This window comes from Pseudomonadota bacterium, from assembly GCA_026390555.1.
GTDB lineage: Bacteria > Bdellovibrionota_C > UBA2361 > UBA2361 > OMII01 > OMII01.
The window spans coordinates 20,703-34,802 of record JAPLFS010000018.1; the positions used below are offsets into that span (position 1 = coordinate 20,703).

Annotated in this window: 13 protein-coding genes; 7 read left to right on the forward strand and 6 right to left on the reverse strand. The window is 50.3% G+C overall.

Annotation, left to right across the window (positions count from 1 at the left end; translation table 11 throughout):
* Positions 1–12: 12 nt before the first annotated feature.
* Entirely contained in the window at positions 13–918 is a 906-nt protein-coding gene (gene rsgA / locus NTV65_01450; GenBank protein MCX6113865.1) for a ribosome small subunit-dependent GTPase A, read from the reverse strand.
* A 79-nt stretch (positions 919–997) separates the two neighbouring features.
* On the opposite strand from rsgA, the gene NTV65_01455 reads away from it, so the two are divergent.
* Positions 998–1,357, forward strand: coding sequence for a hypothetical protein (locus NTV65_01455; GenBank protein MCX6113866.1), 360 nt, complete (start codon positions 998–1,000; stop codon positions 1,355–1,357).
* 225 nt (positions 1,358–1,582) lie between these two features.
* Here the strand turns inward: NTV65_01455 and ileS are convergent, their stop codons facing one another.
* A complete protein-coding gene (gene ileS, locus NTV65_01460) occupies positions 1,583–4,711 on the reverse strand; it encodes an isoleucine--tRNA ligase (GenBank protein MCX6113867.1) in 3,129 nt (1,042 codons plus the stop codon).
* 79 nt (positions 4,712–4,790) lie between these two features.
* On the reverse strand, positions 4,791–5,873 hold the full coding sequence (gene fliG / locus NTV65_01465) for a flagellar motor switch protein FliG (GenBank protein MCX6113868.1): 1,083 nt from the start codon (positions 5,871–5,873) through the stop codon (positions 4,791–4,793).
* Positions 5,874–5,895: 22 nt separating this feature from the next.
* On the opposite strand from fliG, the gene NTV65_01470 reads away from it, so the two are divergent.
* From NTV65_01470 to NTV65_01490, 5 genes are all read left to right on the forward strand, one after another.
* On the forward strand, positions 5,896–6,930 hold the full coding sequence (locus NTV65_01470; protein ID MCX6113869.1) for a phosphotransferase: 1,035 nt from the start codon (positions 5,896–5,898) through the stop codon (positions 6,928–6,930).
* Positions 6,927–7,379 (forward strand): hypothetical protein, encoded by a 453-nt coding sequence (locus NTV65_01475; protein MCX6113870.1) that lies wholly within the window; start codon positions 6,927–6,929, stop codon positions 7,377–7,379. Before NTV65_01470 ends, NTV65_01475 begins: the two co-directional genes overlap by 4 nt.
* A complete protein-coding gene (locus tag NTV65_01480; protein ID MCX6113871.1) occupies positions 7,379–9,253 on the forward strand; it encodes a tetratricopeptide repeat protein in 1,875 nt (624 codons plus the stop codon). The genes NTV65_01475 and NTV65_01480 overlap by 1 nt, the downstream gene beginning before the upstream one ends.
* A 76-nt stretch (positions 9,254–9,329) precedes the next feature.
* Positions 9,330–10,031: a nucleotidyltransferase family protein gene (locus NTV65_01485; protein ID MCX6113872.1), complete on the forward strand. Its 702-nt coding sequence runs from the start codon at positions 9,330–9,332 to the stop codon at positions 10,029–10,031.
* A 71-nt stretch (positions 10,032–10,102) separates the two neighbouring features.
* Positions 10,103–11,119 carry a hypothetical protein gene (locus tag NTV65_01490; protein ID MCX6113873.1) on the forward strand — a complete coding sequence of 339 codons (1,017 nt, stop codon included), beginning with the start codon at positions 10,103–10,105 and terminating at the stop codon, positions 11,117–11,119.
* 108 nt (positions 11,120–11,227) lie between these two features.
* Here the strand turns inward: NTV65_01490 and NTV65_01495 are convergent, their stop codons facing one another.
* The 3 genes from NTV65_01495 to NTV65_01505 form a co-directional block, all read right to left on the reverse strand.
* The gene (locus tag NTV65_01495) at positions 11,228–11,428 is read right to left on the reverse strand and encodes a hypothetical protein (GenBank protein ID MCX6113874.1); all 201 of its coding nucleotides are present in this window, start codon (positions 11,426–11,428) and stop codon (positions 11,228–11,230) included.
* Between the two features lie 23 nt (positions 11,429–11,451).
* The gene (locus NTV65_01500) at positions 11,452–11,913 is read right to left on the reverse strand and encodes a hypothetical protein (GenBank protein MCX6113875.1); all 462 of its coding nucleotides are present in this window, start codon (positions 11,911–11,913) and stop codon (positions 11,452–11,454) included.
* Between the two features lie 448 nt (positions 11,914–12,361).
* Complete coding sequence (locus NTV65_01505) at positions 12,362–13,069, reverse strand: hypothetical protein (GenBank protein ID MCX6113876.1); 708 nt, start codon at positions 13,067–13,069, stop codon at positions 12,362–12,364.
* A gap of 291 nt (positions 13,070–13,360) precedes the next feature.
* Between NTV65_01505 and NTV65_01510 the strand changes: the two genes are divergently transcribed.
* The gene (locus tag NTV65_01510) at positions 13,361–13,819 is read left to right on the forward strand and encodes a nucleotidyltransferase (protein MCX6113877.1); all 459 of its coding nucleotides are present in this window, start codon (positions 13,361–13,363) and stop codon (positions 13,817–13,819) included.
* Positions 13,820–14,100: the final 281 nt, after the last annotated feature.

Below are 14,100 nucleotides of genomic sequence, written 5' to 3' on the forward strand. Positions count from 1 at the left end.
TTTGTGTTATCGCTAGTATTTTCGTGCATCCTCTATCTCCTCAAGGATCTGAAGGTATGAGTCGTAACGCCAGGAAGCAATCGTGCCGTTTGCAATCGCATCCCGCACAGCGCACTCAGGCTCCTGCAAGTGGCGACAATCGGCAAAACGGCACCCTACTGCGCTCTCTACGAACTCCGGAAATGCCCTCATAACGCCCTCAACGGAGGCGTGCGAAAGCCCGAAGAACTGAACGCCGGGAAGATCTATTATAATCCTCTGCCCGGTCTTATTATATAAAAATCCGCGCGGCTGCGTTGTCGTCTGCCGTCCCTGCCCGGTCCTATGACTTACCTCACCAACTCTTCTCTCTGCCTCTGGGATCATGTGATTAAGGATAGTACTCTTTCCAACACCTGAAACTCCACACAGAGCTACAATGCGCACCCCATCGGCATTTATCCGCGCCTCTATCTGCTCCATGTTCTGCGACAACTTCGCACTGCAGCAGATAACTTCTATACCTATCTTGCGGTACACCTCTAGCAGCTGGGAGAGCTCCTCAAGTCCTAGATCCACTTTGTTTATAACTAATACTGTAGGGATAGATTGCACCCGTGCCGCAACCAACATGCGATCGATCACAACTGAGTTCAGGATCTGCCCAACCGCCCCTATCACAAAGAGCAGATCTACGTTCGCTCCCATCTTTTTGAGTACCCCTCGGTACGATCGATAGAGATTATGCGTCGAGTGGGACCCTGCTGTTACAAATATCCTACCGTTTCTATTTTCAAAGGTAACCGTATCACCCACAACAACCTTAATCGCCTTGGTCGATACCGTGCCCGTAACCACCTCTCCCTGTTCGGAAAGTATGGTTACCTGACGACGTGCCGCCTCAAGAACTGTGCCTAAGTTGCTTAGTTGTTCCGTCATACGATGCGTGCTTACGAAAATAGTCGCGATACTCCCAAAGAACGTGGTTAAACCCAACCTTCTGCTGTACACTATCCTAATGCAATCAAAGATCAAAAGCTGGGGTCCATCTGTCTCGATTAAGGTCGTGCGATCCGGTCAACGTGGGGCACCGTTTATTCCAGGGCTGCTACTTATAGCGCTTGCGCTAGTCGTAATCTTTTCGCCAAAGCTCTTTCTAGGTGCTATCGCTATAGTATTTCTGTGCTTCGGTATGCTTATGTGCTACGTCGCTTGGAGGATTATCTGCTTTAAGAAGCACGTTTCTCAGATGACCAAGGATTTAGAGCGCCGTTTTTATGCGCACTCCTCCAATATGGAGGATCCTCTGGACGCTTTTATGGAGAAACCGGATATAGATATCACAGAGACGGATAGTAAGAAGATAATATACCACTAATTATTCACCCCCGTTCACCCCCGCTTTGCTCCGCATCCCTATCCTATTGGGCGAGGCGTTAGCACTGGGACCGCCGGTATCTGACCGGCCATGAAAAAGATAGTACTCCTGAATTTATACCTAGCCGTTCTGGAGAAGGGCACTCCCAGCGCTTCGCCTACGCTTGCATTACGAATGTCTGATACATCTCAACATCATCCACGGGAACTTAGAGCTATCAAATCTCTACACAACTCGCTCCAAAGCTATCTGAACAGTGCCGCAAACTAGCGTCTCGTTCTCTATGCTAACGGTGCGCTCAACAAGGGGCGATCCTAGCGCTGCTACCACCTCAATACAGAGGGTCTCTGACTTTATGTAGGCTTCATGTGCTGCAAGAAGAGCCTGCGCCCCGCTAATTGAAAGACGGATACGATCCGCCATATTAAGATCTGCCTCTTTGCGCATATCCTGGATCTCACGCACCAGATCGCGCGCCTGGCCCTCCAGCGCAAGCGCTGGAGTAACTGCTATATCGAGTGCGACCACGAATCCATCTCCTGATTCTACCGCAAGGCCTGGCTTTCCTGAGAATCCCACCTCAACCTCCCCTGGTAAAAGGGTGATATCCCCAATTTTGATTGAGTTTTCACCTACTACCTCGAACTCTCCGTTTCTCACCTTCTGAATAACCTCTTGAACACGCGCACCGAGGCGCGGACCTAGAACGCGCGCATTTACCTTGGCGCTAAGCGTTGCTATTGAGGAGGCATCCTCAAGAAACTCAATCGATTTAACGTTTAACTCTCCACACAGAACTGGGATGTACGGCGCAAGCTCCTGCGCCATTGAATCTCGCCCCGCTATCTTTGCTACTGCCAGTGGCAACCGTACGCGTAACTTTTCACGCGCGCGCACAGAGAGCCCCGCTGAGACCATCGCTCGCACTAAATTAACCTGCCGTGATAATTTTAGGTCGATCTGAGATTCTCGAACCTTTGGCCAACTCGAAAGGTGCACGCTCTCCTTAAATCCGAGCCGCTCCCACACCAGCTCGGCAATAAATGGACATAGCGGAGCTATTAACTGCGCATATGTTGTCAGCACCTCGTAGAGGGTTGCATAAAAAGCCATCTTCTCGGGTGACCGGGGGTCCTCCGACCAGACCCGCTCTCGGCTACGCCGAATGTACCAGTTGTTGAGGGTATCTAAGAAGGGCGCAAAGAGTCGCATTGCGTCATTAATACGGTAGCCATCCAGTAGCTCTGTAATGGAGCGCTTAAGGATCTCAACCTCTGAGAGTATAAAGCGATCGAGATCTGTCAGCGCCTGCCCCTCAAGTTCAATATCTTTGGGCGCTATACCATCCACCTCAGTGTACGAGGTAAAAAACGAGAGTGCATTCCAGATCGGAAGCATGATCGATTTAACCATGCCCTCTACACCATCGTCACGAAAGTGTAGATCCTCAATCCCTACCGCAGGTGAGGCGAAGAGATATGCGCGTAACGCATCGGAGCCGTGCTTCTCCATTAAATCAAATGGATCCGTGTAATTTTTAAGGCTCTTTGACATCTTCTTGCCATCCGTCGCAAGCAGGTTACCGTGCACCATGCAGTGCTTAAACGCTGGCTTATCGAAGATCGCCGTTGAGAGTACATGCAGATAATAAAACCAGCACCGAATCTGTCCGGTGTATTCTACAATAAAATCTGCAGGGAGATGAGAACGAAAGTGCTCAGCGTTTTCAAATGGATAGTGGTATTGCCCATACGGCATCGAACCAGACTCAAACCAGCAGTCTAAAACTTCCGGCACGCGCTTTAGCTTGCTGCCACATGCGCACGGGATCTCTACCGCATCGAGGAACTCCTTGTGTAGGTCAGGTAGCTCTGTGCTTGCGTCCCTCTCTAAATCAGAGACCGTTCCGTAAACCTTCTGATTACCGCAATCACTGCACTCCCAAACTGGTATAGGGGTTGCCCAGTAGCGGTTACGCGAGATATTCCAATCACGGGCGTTCTCAATCCAGTTGCCAAATCGCCCATGCTTAACGGTCTCTGGATACCACGAGATCTCTTTGTTAGTTTCGATTAGTCGCTCTCTAATCGCCTCAACCTTAAAGTACCACGCATCAAGCGCTCGGTAGATAAGCGGAGTACGACAACGCCAACAGTGCGGATAATTGTGCTCGATAGTTTCATCACGAACTACGGCACCACGCTCTTTGAGGAGCTTAACGACTGCCGGGTTAGCTTCATGCACGTTCTGTCCGACGAAATCACTTACCTCTTCAGTAAAGCAACCTGCTGAGTCGACCGGATTTACAACCTCGATCTGATACTTTCGACATCCCCAGTAATCATCCTCGCCAAAGGCGGGCGCCATATGCACGATCCCAGTTCCATCTTCAGTTGAAACGAACTCTGCCCCGATAACTAAAAATGCGTTCTTCTCTTTAAAGTATGGAAAGAGTGGCTGATACCGTATCTTGCGATCTATTAGTTCAGCTCCAGTATGCGTTGAGATAATCACTGGTTCTTTACCCAGCTCGCGCTCATACCGTTTAAGCGCCTTCTTTGCGAGCAGTAAATGACCTAGAGTGCTCTCAACAACTACGTACTCAATCTCGGCTCCAACTGCTAAAGCTAGGTTTGATGGTAGGGTCCACGGTGTAGTGGTCCATGCTAACGCCGATACCCCCTGCATTCCTGTTAGAGGAAACGTAACGGTGATGGCTCTATCCTGCTTCGGTCGGGTGCTATCATCTACCCGTATCTCTGAGAACGAGAGCGGCGTTTCGCAACGATAGCAGTAGGGAGAAACTCGGTAGTCTTTGTAGATTAATCCCTTACGGTGCGCTTCACCGAAGGCCCAGATAACCGACTCCATATATGAGCGGTCGAGGGTTTTATAGGCCTTATCCATATCAACCCAGCGCCCGATCCGATCGATATATTTGCGCCAGTTGTCATTAAACTCAGATACGATGCGACGACACTCGGCATTGAATGCAGCAACACCAACGGTCCTCTCAATCTCGCCCTTGTCCTTTAGTCCGAGGTTCTTCTCAGCGATCGTCTCAATAGGAAGTCCGTGACAATCCCAACCCCAGGTACGGGGCACCCTGTAGCCGCGCATCGTTTTGTAGCGCCCAACTACATCCTTAAGGATCGAGACGAAGAGAGTTCCGTGGTGCGGATTCCCTGTCGGGAATGGGGGTCCGTCGTAGAAGATAAATTCCGGCCTGTCCTGACGCTCTTCAACGGAGCGCTGGAAGGTCCGTTCCTGCTTCCAACGCGCGACAACACCATTTTCAAGGGTGGGAAGGTGGGGGCGTGATTCAACCTTACGGAAGCCGTTTTCTTGTGTCATTACGGTTTAATACTATAGATCCTCGATCGCGCTCAAGGCTTTTGCGCGCCGCGACCTGCTCAGGTGGCTTGGGCTCTCTTTAGACCAGCTGATCCTCGCCTGTACCGCCGCCGATCACGAGTTTACCCTCGGATTCGAGCTTACGTACAACATCGACTATCGATTGTTGCGTCTTCTCTACATCTCGTAGCTTAACTGGACCGAGCGCCTCAAGATCCTCTTTAATCATCTCGGCTGCACGTTGCGATACGTTTCTGAAGATCTGGTCCTTAAGTTCTGGACTAGCCGTCTTGAGCGCGATAACGAGCTGCTCTCGTGGCACATCCTTAAGAACACCCTGGATGCCCTTGTCGTCGATCTTCTTAAGATCCTCGAAGGTAAACATAAGATTGCGGATCTTTTCGGCTAGGTCCGGGAAGGTCTCCTCAATCTCGGTAATAATGCGCTCCTCGTTCGTTCTATCAACGAAGTTGAGGATATCTGCCGCTGATTTAGGCCCGCCGATCTCCTCGTCTTTGAAGTCTCCGCCCCGTAGCTGTCCACGTAGCACCTCTCGTACATCATCGATAATATCGGCTTTGATATTTGAAAGGTTAGATATTCTGATAAGAACATCGGTCTGCATCTCAGGTTGCATCTGCTTAAGGACAATGGCTGCTTGATCAGCGTTCATCATGGTCATTAGGAATGCAACCGTTTGTGGATGCTCCGCTGAGATAAACCCATAGAGGGATTTCTGTGGAACCTCAGAGATAATGGATCCGATCGGCTGTTTCTTGGCACCGGTAATATATTCGAGTAAGGCCTCGCTACCAGCTTCTCCAAAGGCGCTTGAGATAACGCTCTTTGCAAACTCGCGTCCATCGACCAGCATGGTATCGCCGGCCTTGAGCATCTTGAGAAAGTCTCGAGAGAGTTTAAACTGCGTCTCGCGGTCGACCTCTGATACGGTTAGGAAGGCGCGGCTGACGGTCTTAACCTCGTGCTCGTTCAGGTTTTGCATGACCTGAGTGGCAACCTCCTTGCCCAACCCTAATAGGGTCAGCGCCGCCTTCTCTGGATTTGTTAGCTCCCGTTGCATCGTGTTGAGTCCTTCCTTCAACTCCTTATGATGATAATAGGGCGCATAACGGCTCGTACGAGTTGGCTTGTATTCCTGCATCTCAGCAATTACACTGCCTTATATGGTTGCCAAGCCCGACGAAGAACTATTAGTCACCTATTTTCAAGAGGTTACAGGCTCGGCTCCGACCCTTGTCACCCCCCTTTGCCCGCACGCCTCGCAGCGCCGTATCTATCGCCTAACGGGTGGGGCAACCTCAATGGTGGGGGTACTTAATCCAGATCGGGGTGAAAACGATGCCTTCGTATACTTCGCTCGCTACTTTCGCTCGGCTGGGTTGCCGGTTCCTGAGATCTACCTATATCGACCTGAGGCGCACGCCTATCTTGAGCAGGATCTAGGCGATAATACCTTACTTGATAATCTGACTCTGGCGCGGGAGCGTTCTGTTGAAACCTTCCCTTCCTCGGTCGAAGATCTTTACCGTGCAGCGCTAGAGTATCTGCCGCAATTTCAGATTAAACATAGCGCTAGCATAGACTTCTCACGCTGCTATCCAAGCGCTGACTTCTCGCTAGATGCCCTCTCAAACGATCTTGAGAGCTTTCAGAGAGAGCTGGTTCTGCGGCTACTACCTGCCTGGGATCTGCGCCGCATGCAAGGGGATCTCTCAAGCCTACTTTCATTTCTGGCAAAAGCTGTTAACGGCTTCTTTCTGTATCGTGATTTTCAGGCACGCAACATCATGATCGTAAACAACAAGCCGTTCTTTATCGATTTCCAGGGGGGTAGAAAGGGCCCGTTGCAGTACGACGTTGTTTCGCTGCTCTATCAATCAAGTGCTAAGATACCGCATGCCACCCGTGAGTCCCTGCTGAACCACTACTGCCAGGCTGCTGCGACCTATACCTCGTTAGATCAAGGGGAGTTTCTTCATTTCTATCAGGGCTTTATTATTAGCCGCATGTTGCAGGTGCTTGGTGTTTATGGGCGCGAGGGCTTGGGCGCGGGCAAAGAATACTTTGTGCGTAATATTCCGCTAGCGCTTGAAACGCTCAGAAAAGCGCTACTATCGCCGGAACTTCCGATCGCGCTGCCAGGATTTTTAGAGTGCACTGATGCACTTATTGAGGCACTAAAAAGAGAGACCCCATGAATAAATTAGGCCAAATTAAAACAGCTCCCATGATCCTTGAAATTACAAGCTTCTCTTACAAAGCCCCCTTACCTGCACATATCTTTGCGCTGGGAGAGGGTCGTCACGGTGGGGGCTTTGTGTTTGATTGTCGCTCGCTTCCGAACCCGGGGCGTGAGGAGCATTTTAAACTTCAAACTGGGCTGGATAGTGAGGTGATAGCTTACCTTAATGGCTCTATTGAGGTAGCTGCCTTTAGAGAGCACACCTTTGCTCTTGTAAGCTCTGCTGTGACAAATTTTCTTAGTCGTGGCTTTGAATTTATGAACGTAAGCTTCGGCTGTACCGGCGGCCAGCACCGATCTGTATACCTCTCTGAACAGTTAGCGAACCATATCGCCGCTAGTTTTTCAACCCAAGTTCAGCCTCAGGTTATACACTATAATTTAAAGGCGCTGGGATTATTATAGTGCCGTTATTAAACAGATGGATACTGATACCACTACTGCTCTCAGTCTCGGTATGGAGTGACTCTCTGCGTAATGGATTTGTCTGGGATGATCATATCCTGATTGAGAAGAACGAGGTAAGTCTTAAAACGAGTTCTGTCTCTGCCCTTTTTTCAAGCGATTTTTGGTCCACTGAGACCGAGGCTGGGCACTCCAACTACTATCGACCCCTGATAGCCCTCTCCTACATGGTTGATTACGCGCGTAGCGGATTAACAGCTAAAGGCTATCACCTTACTAATATCATAGTTCATACGGCTAACGTTGCATTGGTATGGTGCGTCCTCGTTGAACTCGCTGTCCCAAGCCTAATTGCGGCGCTAGCGGCTTGCCTCTTTGCGGTTCATCCAGCCTTGGCAGAATCTGTGGCATGGATCTCAGGAAGAACCGATCTAATCGCAACAACCTTTATGCTGCTATCAGTCCTACTCTGCCTCACGGCGCGCAGGAAAGCTCGAATAAATATTCTACTGAGCACCCTCTCGGCCACGGCGTTCGCTTGTGCGCTTTTCTCAAAGGAGTCCGCGATCATCACCCCCCTGCTAGCGCTCCTGCTCGCATCAACAACGGGAGCAGCTCGCAAGGTTAGCCCGCGAGATCTTATCCCCTACGCCGTCGCCGCCCTTGTTTGGTTTATCGCTCGCTTATTGGCGCTCGATAACCCGATCGGGGTCTCCTCCACTGAGGGGGTCTCCCTTAAGATCGGAATCCTTGCGCTCCTGCACCTCTGGGGCACCATAGCGTGGCCCCCCGTTTTTCGGATTGAATACGGATCCTCTCTAACTGGGGAGAGCTTAGCGATTGGGGCTGCCTGCGGAGTGCTGCTTCTGGGCTGGGTAGTATATTTAATCAGATCACTACACTCATCGCCCCTAGTAAGAGCGCTCTATATTGCTGGAATTATTGCCTTTCTTCCGTCCGTCCTGGCCATTATGCTTAAATCAATGATAGGGGTACGGCTCGTATACACTGCGGCTGCTTTTATCCTTCCAGCTTGCGTGCTGCTGCTTTGGGAACGGCTCTCTTTACGTCCTTTTTTTACAGTAACGGTCGCCCTCTGTGCTATTCTGTCGTATTGCTCGGTCGAACGATCTTCTCTGTGGAGATCCGATCGTGTGCTCTTTAGTAAGGCTCTAGAGGCCTCTGCTGCATCGACCCGCAACCATTTAAATCTCGGAATCGCCCTCTATAACGATGGAGAGCTACGCGCCGCCCTGGAGCAGCTAGATAGGGAGATAGAGGCGGCGGCCGTTGATCAACAACGCTATATGCTGGCTCTAATTTATACGGGTGCTCAGTGTGAGCTCCTGGCCGAACGGGAGTATCGAGCCGCCATTCAGGCCAAACCATCAAATTACGCAGCGCTGCACAATCTTGCCGGCCTATTAACCTCTCAAGGCAGGCTCGCTGATGCCCGTACCGCACTGCTGGATGGATCTCAACGCGCGCCGGAGCTTCGCGCGCGCGCCCTGCGCCAAATTGAGTATTTAGATAAGGCTCCCCCGTTTCCAGCACGTCCTGCTCTCGTTAGGCAGTGGTGTACCGACAGAAAGAGCCTAGAGATGTTTTTCACAGAGGCTATTGCGGTCAACAGACAGGCCTCTGAGCTACTTAAGGGCAGACAGCTCGACATGGCCGAGGTCTACATTAAAGCGGCACTCCTGGCTAACCCCAAGTTAGTCGCTGCGCACCTTAACCTTGCACAGCTTGAGATTCTGCAACAACGCTACGATTCAGCTAGAGGGACCCTCACTGAAATATTACGGGAGAATCCTGAGGAAACGCGAGCAGAAAAACTACTTAGCCATCTTAATACCCTAGAGGGCGCTCTTTAAGGGGTTGGTATCTGTTGCCAGAGCTCCTCTTGTTTTAATCTGGTCGAGCAAGTTATCACTAAGGGAGATTACGTTCATGAAAGCCATGATCTTTGCAGCCGGCATAGGCGCACGGCTTAAAGAGCTTACGCACGACACCCCAAAATGCCTTATGACTATCGGCGGCGTGCCGATGCTAGAGCGTGTTATTGAGCGACTTAAATCGGCTGGCGTTAGGGCAGTTGCGATTAATGTGCACCACCACGCCAAACAGGTAATTGAGTTCGTTGAGTCTAAGGGGCGTTTTGGGCTAGAGGTGCTTTTTTCTGAGGAGCCGCAACTGCTAGATACCGGAGGGGGTCTTAAAAAGGTGCGTGAGTTCTTCGCTTCAGAGAGCGCCTTTTTAATTCACAACTCAGACGTATACTCAACTATCGACCTGGCAGGGCTGCTTGCATCTCACAGGGAGCGCCAAGCGATCGGAACCCTGGCTGTTATGCGCCGCGAATCTAGTCGCGGGGTGTTTATCGACCGAGATTGTCATATAATCGGCTGGAGCGGAGAGGGTCTGAGCGCCCCTAATCAGGGCGAGCTGCTTGGGTTCTGTGGTATCAGCGTTGCCTCTAGTGAGCTCTTTAATTACATGGGGGACGAAAACATTTTCTCTATTATAAAGCCCTATCTCGCCGCCGCTCGCGCTACAAAGCGGGTTTTCGGCACCCTAGTTTACAATGCAGAGTGGGTTGATATCGGAACTGCGGAGCAATTAAAAGCTCTTCAGTCACGCCTTGGGGACTGAAGCCTATTGCCAAAAGAGGGCTCACTAGACAACATCTAGCTGAGGCACTTCGCTCAAAGGATCTTATAACTATGCAATACCAATTCCTCTATTTGCTACGGTACTGGCTGATAGCTCTCTTAGTAACCATCCCCTCTCCCTTACTGGCACAGGAGGGTTATCCTGCATCGTCTGAGATTGCGGCCTCTGCCTTAAACGATTCTCAGAGAGCCCTAATGACGAGCCTGATTAATCTTCCTTCGCGTGATAAGGAACGTGAAAAGATTAAAAAACAGCTCTGTACAGAGAGCCTTGTTAGATCCGATGCAGCACTTAAAGCAGCCCTTACGGTGGTAGAGAGTGAGATCAAGAGCGAGATACTCTTTGACAACGTTGCAACCTCCGGAATTGCTACAGAGGGGCAGAAGTTTTCGCTCCTGGTTGATTTAGGTGAGGATGCTATTCTGCTAAAGAGCTCTCATACCCGTTTTGCCAGTGAGGCTGCCGGGCTTTCTGTTACCTATCCGTATGATCATACGCGCCCGATCTGGCTTGAAGGAAAGGAGAATACGAGCGTTCTAATATTAATTCCCCCTATTAGGGACTGCTCGACTAGATCGATAGTGGTCTGTCCACGCATCTATTCACCTCGCGGGGAGCTATTAAAGACCCGTTATGCGCCGGTAGGAGCCCGCTACTTTATTAACACAAAGGCCGATGGTCTTTTTGCAACCGTCCCAAAATCTGCCGGAAAGATCAGGGCAAGCATACGCACAACTAAGGGGCTGGCCGTTCCCCCTGTTTGGTTTAAGGATAACATCAACGCCACTACCCCCTCGGTAGCGTTAAAGTACACGACACCTGAGGGCGCAGAGGATCCCTTGCCGAACTTTATCTCCTCAGGGCTTCCAATACTTGGGGCAGTAGAGAGCCGTCTTGATTTCGGTACAGAGGAGCACGCTGCGCGTACTGTCTGGTCACGTACAACGGTTGAGGTCTCTCCATTTGCTATTGTTGATTGGCCAAAGGTGCATGTACGAAACGCGGATCTGAAGGTCGAGCCCGGCGAGTGCTTTATGATTACGCATTGGCGGGAGCGGCAGCTTTAGTTTTACGATCGCTCAGCCAATCCATCTTTATCAAAGGTACTTGGCCTTATCACTCGCTGGAGAAAGGCTTTCCCAGCGCTTCGCTCATGCGTTAAGAATGTCATCATTTTAATTCGTGGAAGGTAGCGACCGAGACGCAGACACATCGATGATACTACTGTCGTTGCCGAACGAATAGACGGCGAGCCCATAACTATTAAAGCGGAGCGCACCGCCACAAGCCCGCACAAACTGCCCCTGAAACAGATCCTTTCCGGTTAGAATAAAGAACGCTGTATGCGCTACAGCTAGGTCAGCTAACGGCGCCATCTGCGTCTCACCCCACTGCTTCTCTATAAGGCGCTCCCATCAAGCCCTTCAACCCTCCCATCTATCCCTAGCTTAGTTGTTGAGGTGGTCTTAGTTCTAAAATCATCCTCTTTTTGCCAATCTTCAAGCTGGGAGGGATATACGGCATCTCGTCCATAAAGCCCCATTGCTATCCCCTGCGCCTCATTAAGTAAATCTATCCTTGAAACACCCTTAGGTAGAACAAACCGTACCTGGAGAGCGTTAATTTTCTCTACAGAGTACTTAGACACAAATTGATCCCGTGGAGAGAGTTGCAGGAACTGCTCCTTAAGGCTCGCTATAGGCAGCACTAGTGTCTCGCTCCATGCTTTAGCCGCATCTAAATCTCCAACCTGCTGGGCGGCTGCATAACCAGTGATAGCATTTTTCATTAGCTCGCTTAGCTTTGTCTGCGCTTCCTTATACTCAGCTATCGTGAGTTTCTGCGTGGTCCGGTCCGGCATGGCTTTTAGCTTCCTTAATAGGATTATCGGCAGAGATCCTTGCTTACTTTACGGTAGATCCCATCTGGGCCAATCAGGGCTTAAATAGGGGTAGAAGAGAGGCGTATGCACTGGGACCGCGGTATCCCCTCTCTTACAACTCTGGAGCATCGTTATCCTATTGGGTGAGGCGTGAGCCCTGGGACCGCCGGTATCCGACCGGCCATGAAAGGGATCGCCTACCTGAGCATTTATACCTAGCGCGCTTCGCCACATCGTGGACCAGGAGTGACCCCGTACCCACGGCCATTAAGTTAAGAGAGGTGGCCCCATAGCCGCACTCTAATCAGGCTTAATTTCAGCTTGATGGCGGAGGAAATAAATAGACTTGTGGGCGATTGAGTCCTTAACTTAATGGCCGTGACCCCGTACCAACATGACCTATCGGAGGGGATCAATTATCCAAGAATCAAGGATCAAGTTTTTTATTCGTGGAAGGTAGCGACCGAGACGCAGACACAACGTAGATACTGAAGTCGCCGCAGGAGTCATTGACGTCGAGCCCATCACTATCGAAGTAGAGCGCACCGCCACAAGCCCGCACAAACTGCCCCTGAAACAGATCCTTTCCGGTTAGAATAAAGAACGCTGTATGCGCTACAGCTAGGTCAGCTAACGGCGCCATCTCACCTATAACGCTCTCCTGTTCTTCTCGGCTCTTTGCATCAAGCTCTTTAACCCGCCCATCTATCCCTAGCTTAGTTGTTGAGGTGGTCTTAGTTCTAAAATCATCCTCTTTTTGCCAATCTTTAAGCTGGTCGGGCCATACGGCATCTCGCCCATAAAGCCCCCTTGCTATCCCCTGCGCCTCATTAAGTAAATCTATCCTTGAAACACCCTTAGGTAGAACAAACCGTACCTGGTGAGCGTTAATTTTAATTTTCTCTACAGAGTACTTAGACACAAATTGATCCCGTGGAGAGAGTTGCAGGAACTGCTCCTTAAGGCTCGCTATAGGCAGCACTAGTGTCTCGCTCCATGCTTTAGCTTTATCTAAATCTCCAACCTTCTGCGCGGCCGCAAAACCAGTGACAGCATTTGCCATTAGTTCGCTGAGCTTTGTCTGCGCTTCCTTATACTCAGCTATCGTGAGTTTCTTTGTGATCGGGTCCGGCATGGCTTTTAGCTCCCTTACTAAGACTATCGGCAGAGAATCTTGCTTACTTTAGATCTCAAGAAAGGGGGGACCAGAGCAGTACCTTGCGGACATTGAGAAGACCCTCCATAATAAAACACTAACGTATGCGCAACCGCTCCATAACTAAGAAACAATTTGCCTTTGTAGGTAAAGACTCCGACCACGGAGACCTAAGTCGCCTAGATGGGACGCTGCGCATGTCTTATGAAGAAAAATTTTCATTAATCTGCGATCTAACTACCTTCGACTATCAGTTGAAAAACAACACAAATGATATACCCAGATTTCTTAGAACTACTGCGTGTATTCGCAAAGCATAAAGTCGCCTACGCGGTAATTGGCGGATATGCGGTCGGAATTCACGCGGAGCCACGCTACACAAAAGACTTAGACATTCTCATCGTTCCTGAAAAGAAAAATGCCAAGGCGCTGCTTGCGGCACTCTCTGAATTCGGTGCTCCCATCAGCAACTTGAGCGTAGATGAGCTGGCGACCCCTGGTCTACTATATGTCTTTGGAATTCCTCCTTTGCGTGTGGATATTCTCAACCGAATAGTTGGCGCGAACGTCAAGGCCCTTATCAAACGAGCCAAAAAAATAAAGATAGCGGATACTTCATTGAAGGTCGTAGCTATAGCGGACTTGATTATGTTAAAAAAACTGGCCGGCAGGAAGCAGGACCTTGCGGACATTGAAAAGCTTAAAGCGGTTAAACAACTTAAGCGATAACGTAACTATTCACCCACCGCCGAACCCAGACTGCGCTCTTTGAGCTTCGTCTGGGTAACCTCCCCAAGCTTCCCCATAACCCAAATACCAAGGATCAAGGATCAAGGATCAAATTCCTGCCCCTCCTACCGGAGGGGATCAATTATCCAAGAATCAAGGATCAAGTTTTTAATTCGTGGAAGGTAGCGACCGAGACGCAGACACATCGTCGTTACCGCGGTCGCCGTAGCAGTTATAGACGACGAGCCCAAAACTACGGAAGTAGAGCGCACCGCCACAAG

Coding starts and splice junctions, on each gene's coding strand:
- rsgA (MCX6113865.1), bottom strand. CDS start 918: ATGACGGAACAACTAAGCAACTTAGGCACAGTTCTTGAGGCGGCACGT.
- NTV65_01455 (MCX6113866.1), top strand. CDS start 998: ATGCAATCAAAGATCAAAAGCTGGGGTCCATCTGTCTCGATTAAGGTC.
- ileS (MCX6113867.1), bottom strand. CDS start 4,711: ATGACACAAGAAAACGGCTTCCGTAAGGTTGAATCACGCCCCCACCTT.
- fliG (MCX6113868.1), bottom strand. CDS start 5,873: ATGCAGGAATACAAGCCAACTCGTACGAGCCGTTATGCGCCCTATTAT.
- NTV65_01470 (MCX6113869.1), top strand. CDS start 5,896: ATGGTTGCCAAGCCCGACGAAGAACTATTAGTCACCTATTTTCAAGAG.
- NTV65_01475 (MCX6113870.1), top strand. CDS start 6,927: ATGAATAAATTAGGCCAAATTAAAACAGCTCCCATGATCCTTGAAATT.
- NTV65_01485 (MCX6113872.1), top strand. CDS start 9,330: ATGAAAGCCATGATCTTTGCAGCCGGCATAGGCGCACGGCTTAAAGAG.
- NTV65_01490 (MCX6113873.1), top strand. CDS start 10,103: ATGCAATACCAATTCCTCTATTTGCTACGGTACTGGCTGATAGCTCTC.
- NTV65_01495 (MCX6113874.1), bottom strand. CDS start 11,428: ATGGCGCCGTTAGCTGACCTAGCTGTAGCGCATACAGCGTTCTTTATT.
- NTV65_01500 (MCX6113875.1), bottom strand. CDS start 11,913: ATGCCGGACCGGACCACGCAGAAACTCACGATAGCTGAGTATAAGGAA.
- NTV65_01505 (MCX6113876.1), bottom strand. CDS start 13,069: ATGCCGGACCCGATCACAAAGAAACTCACGATAGCTGAGTATAAGGAA.
- NTV65_01510 (MCX6113877.1), top strand. CDS start 13,361: ATGATATACCCAGATTTCTTAGAACTACTGCGTGTATTCGCAAAGCAT.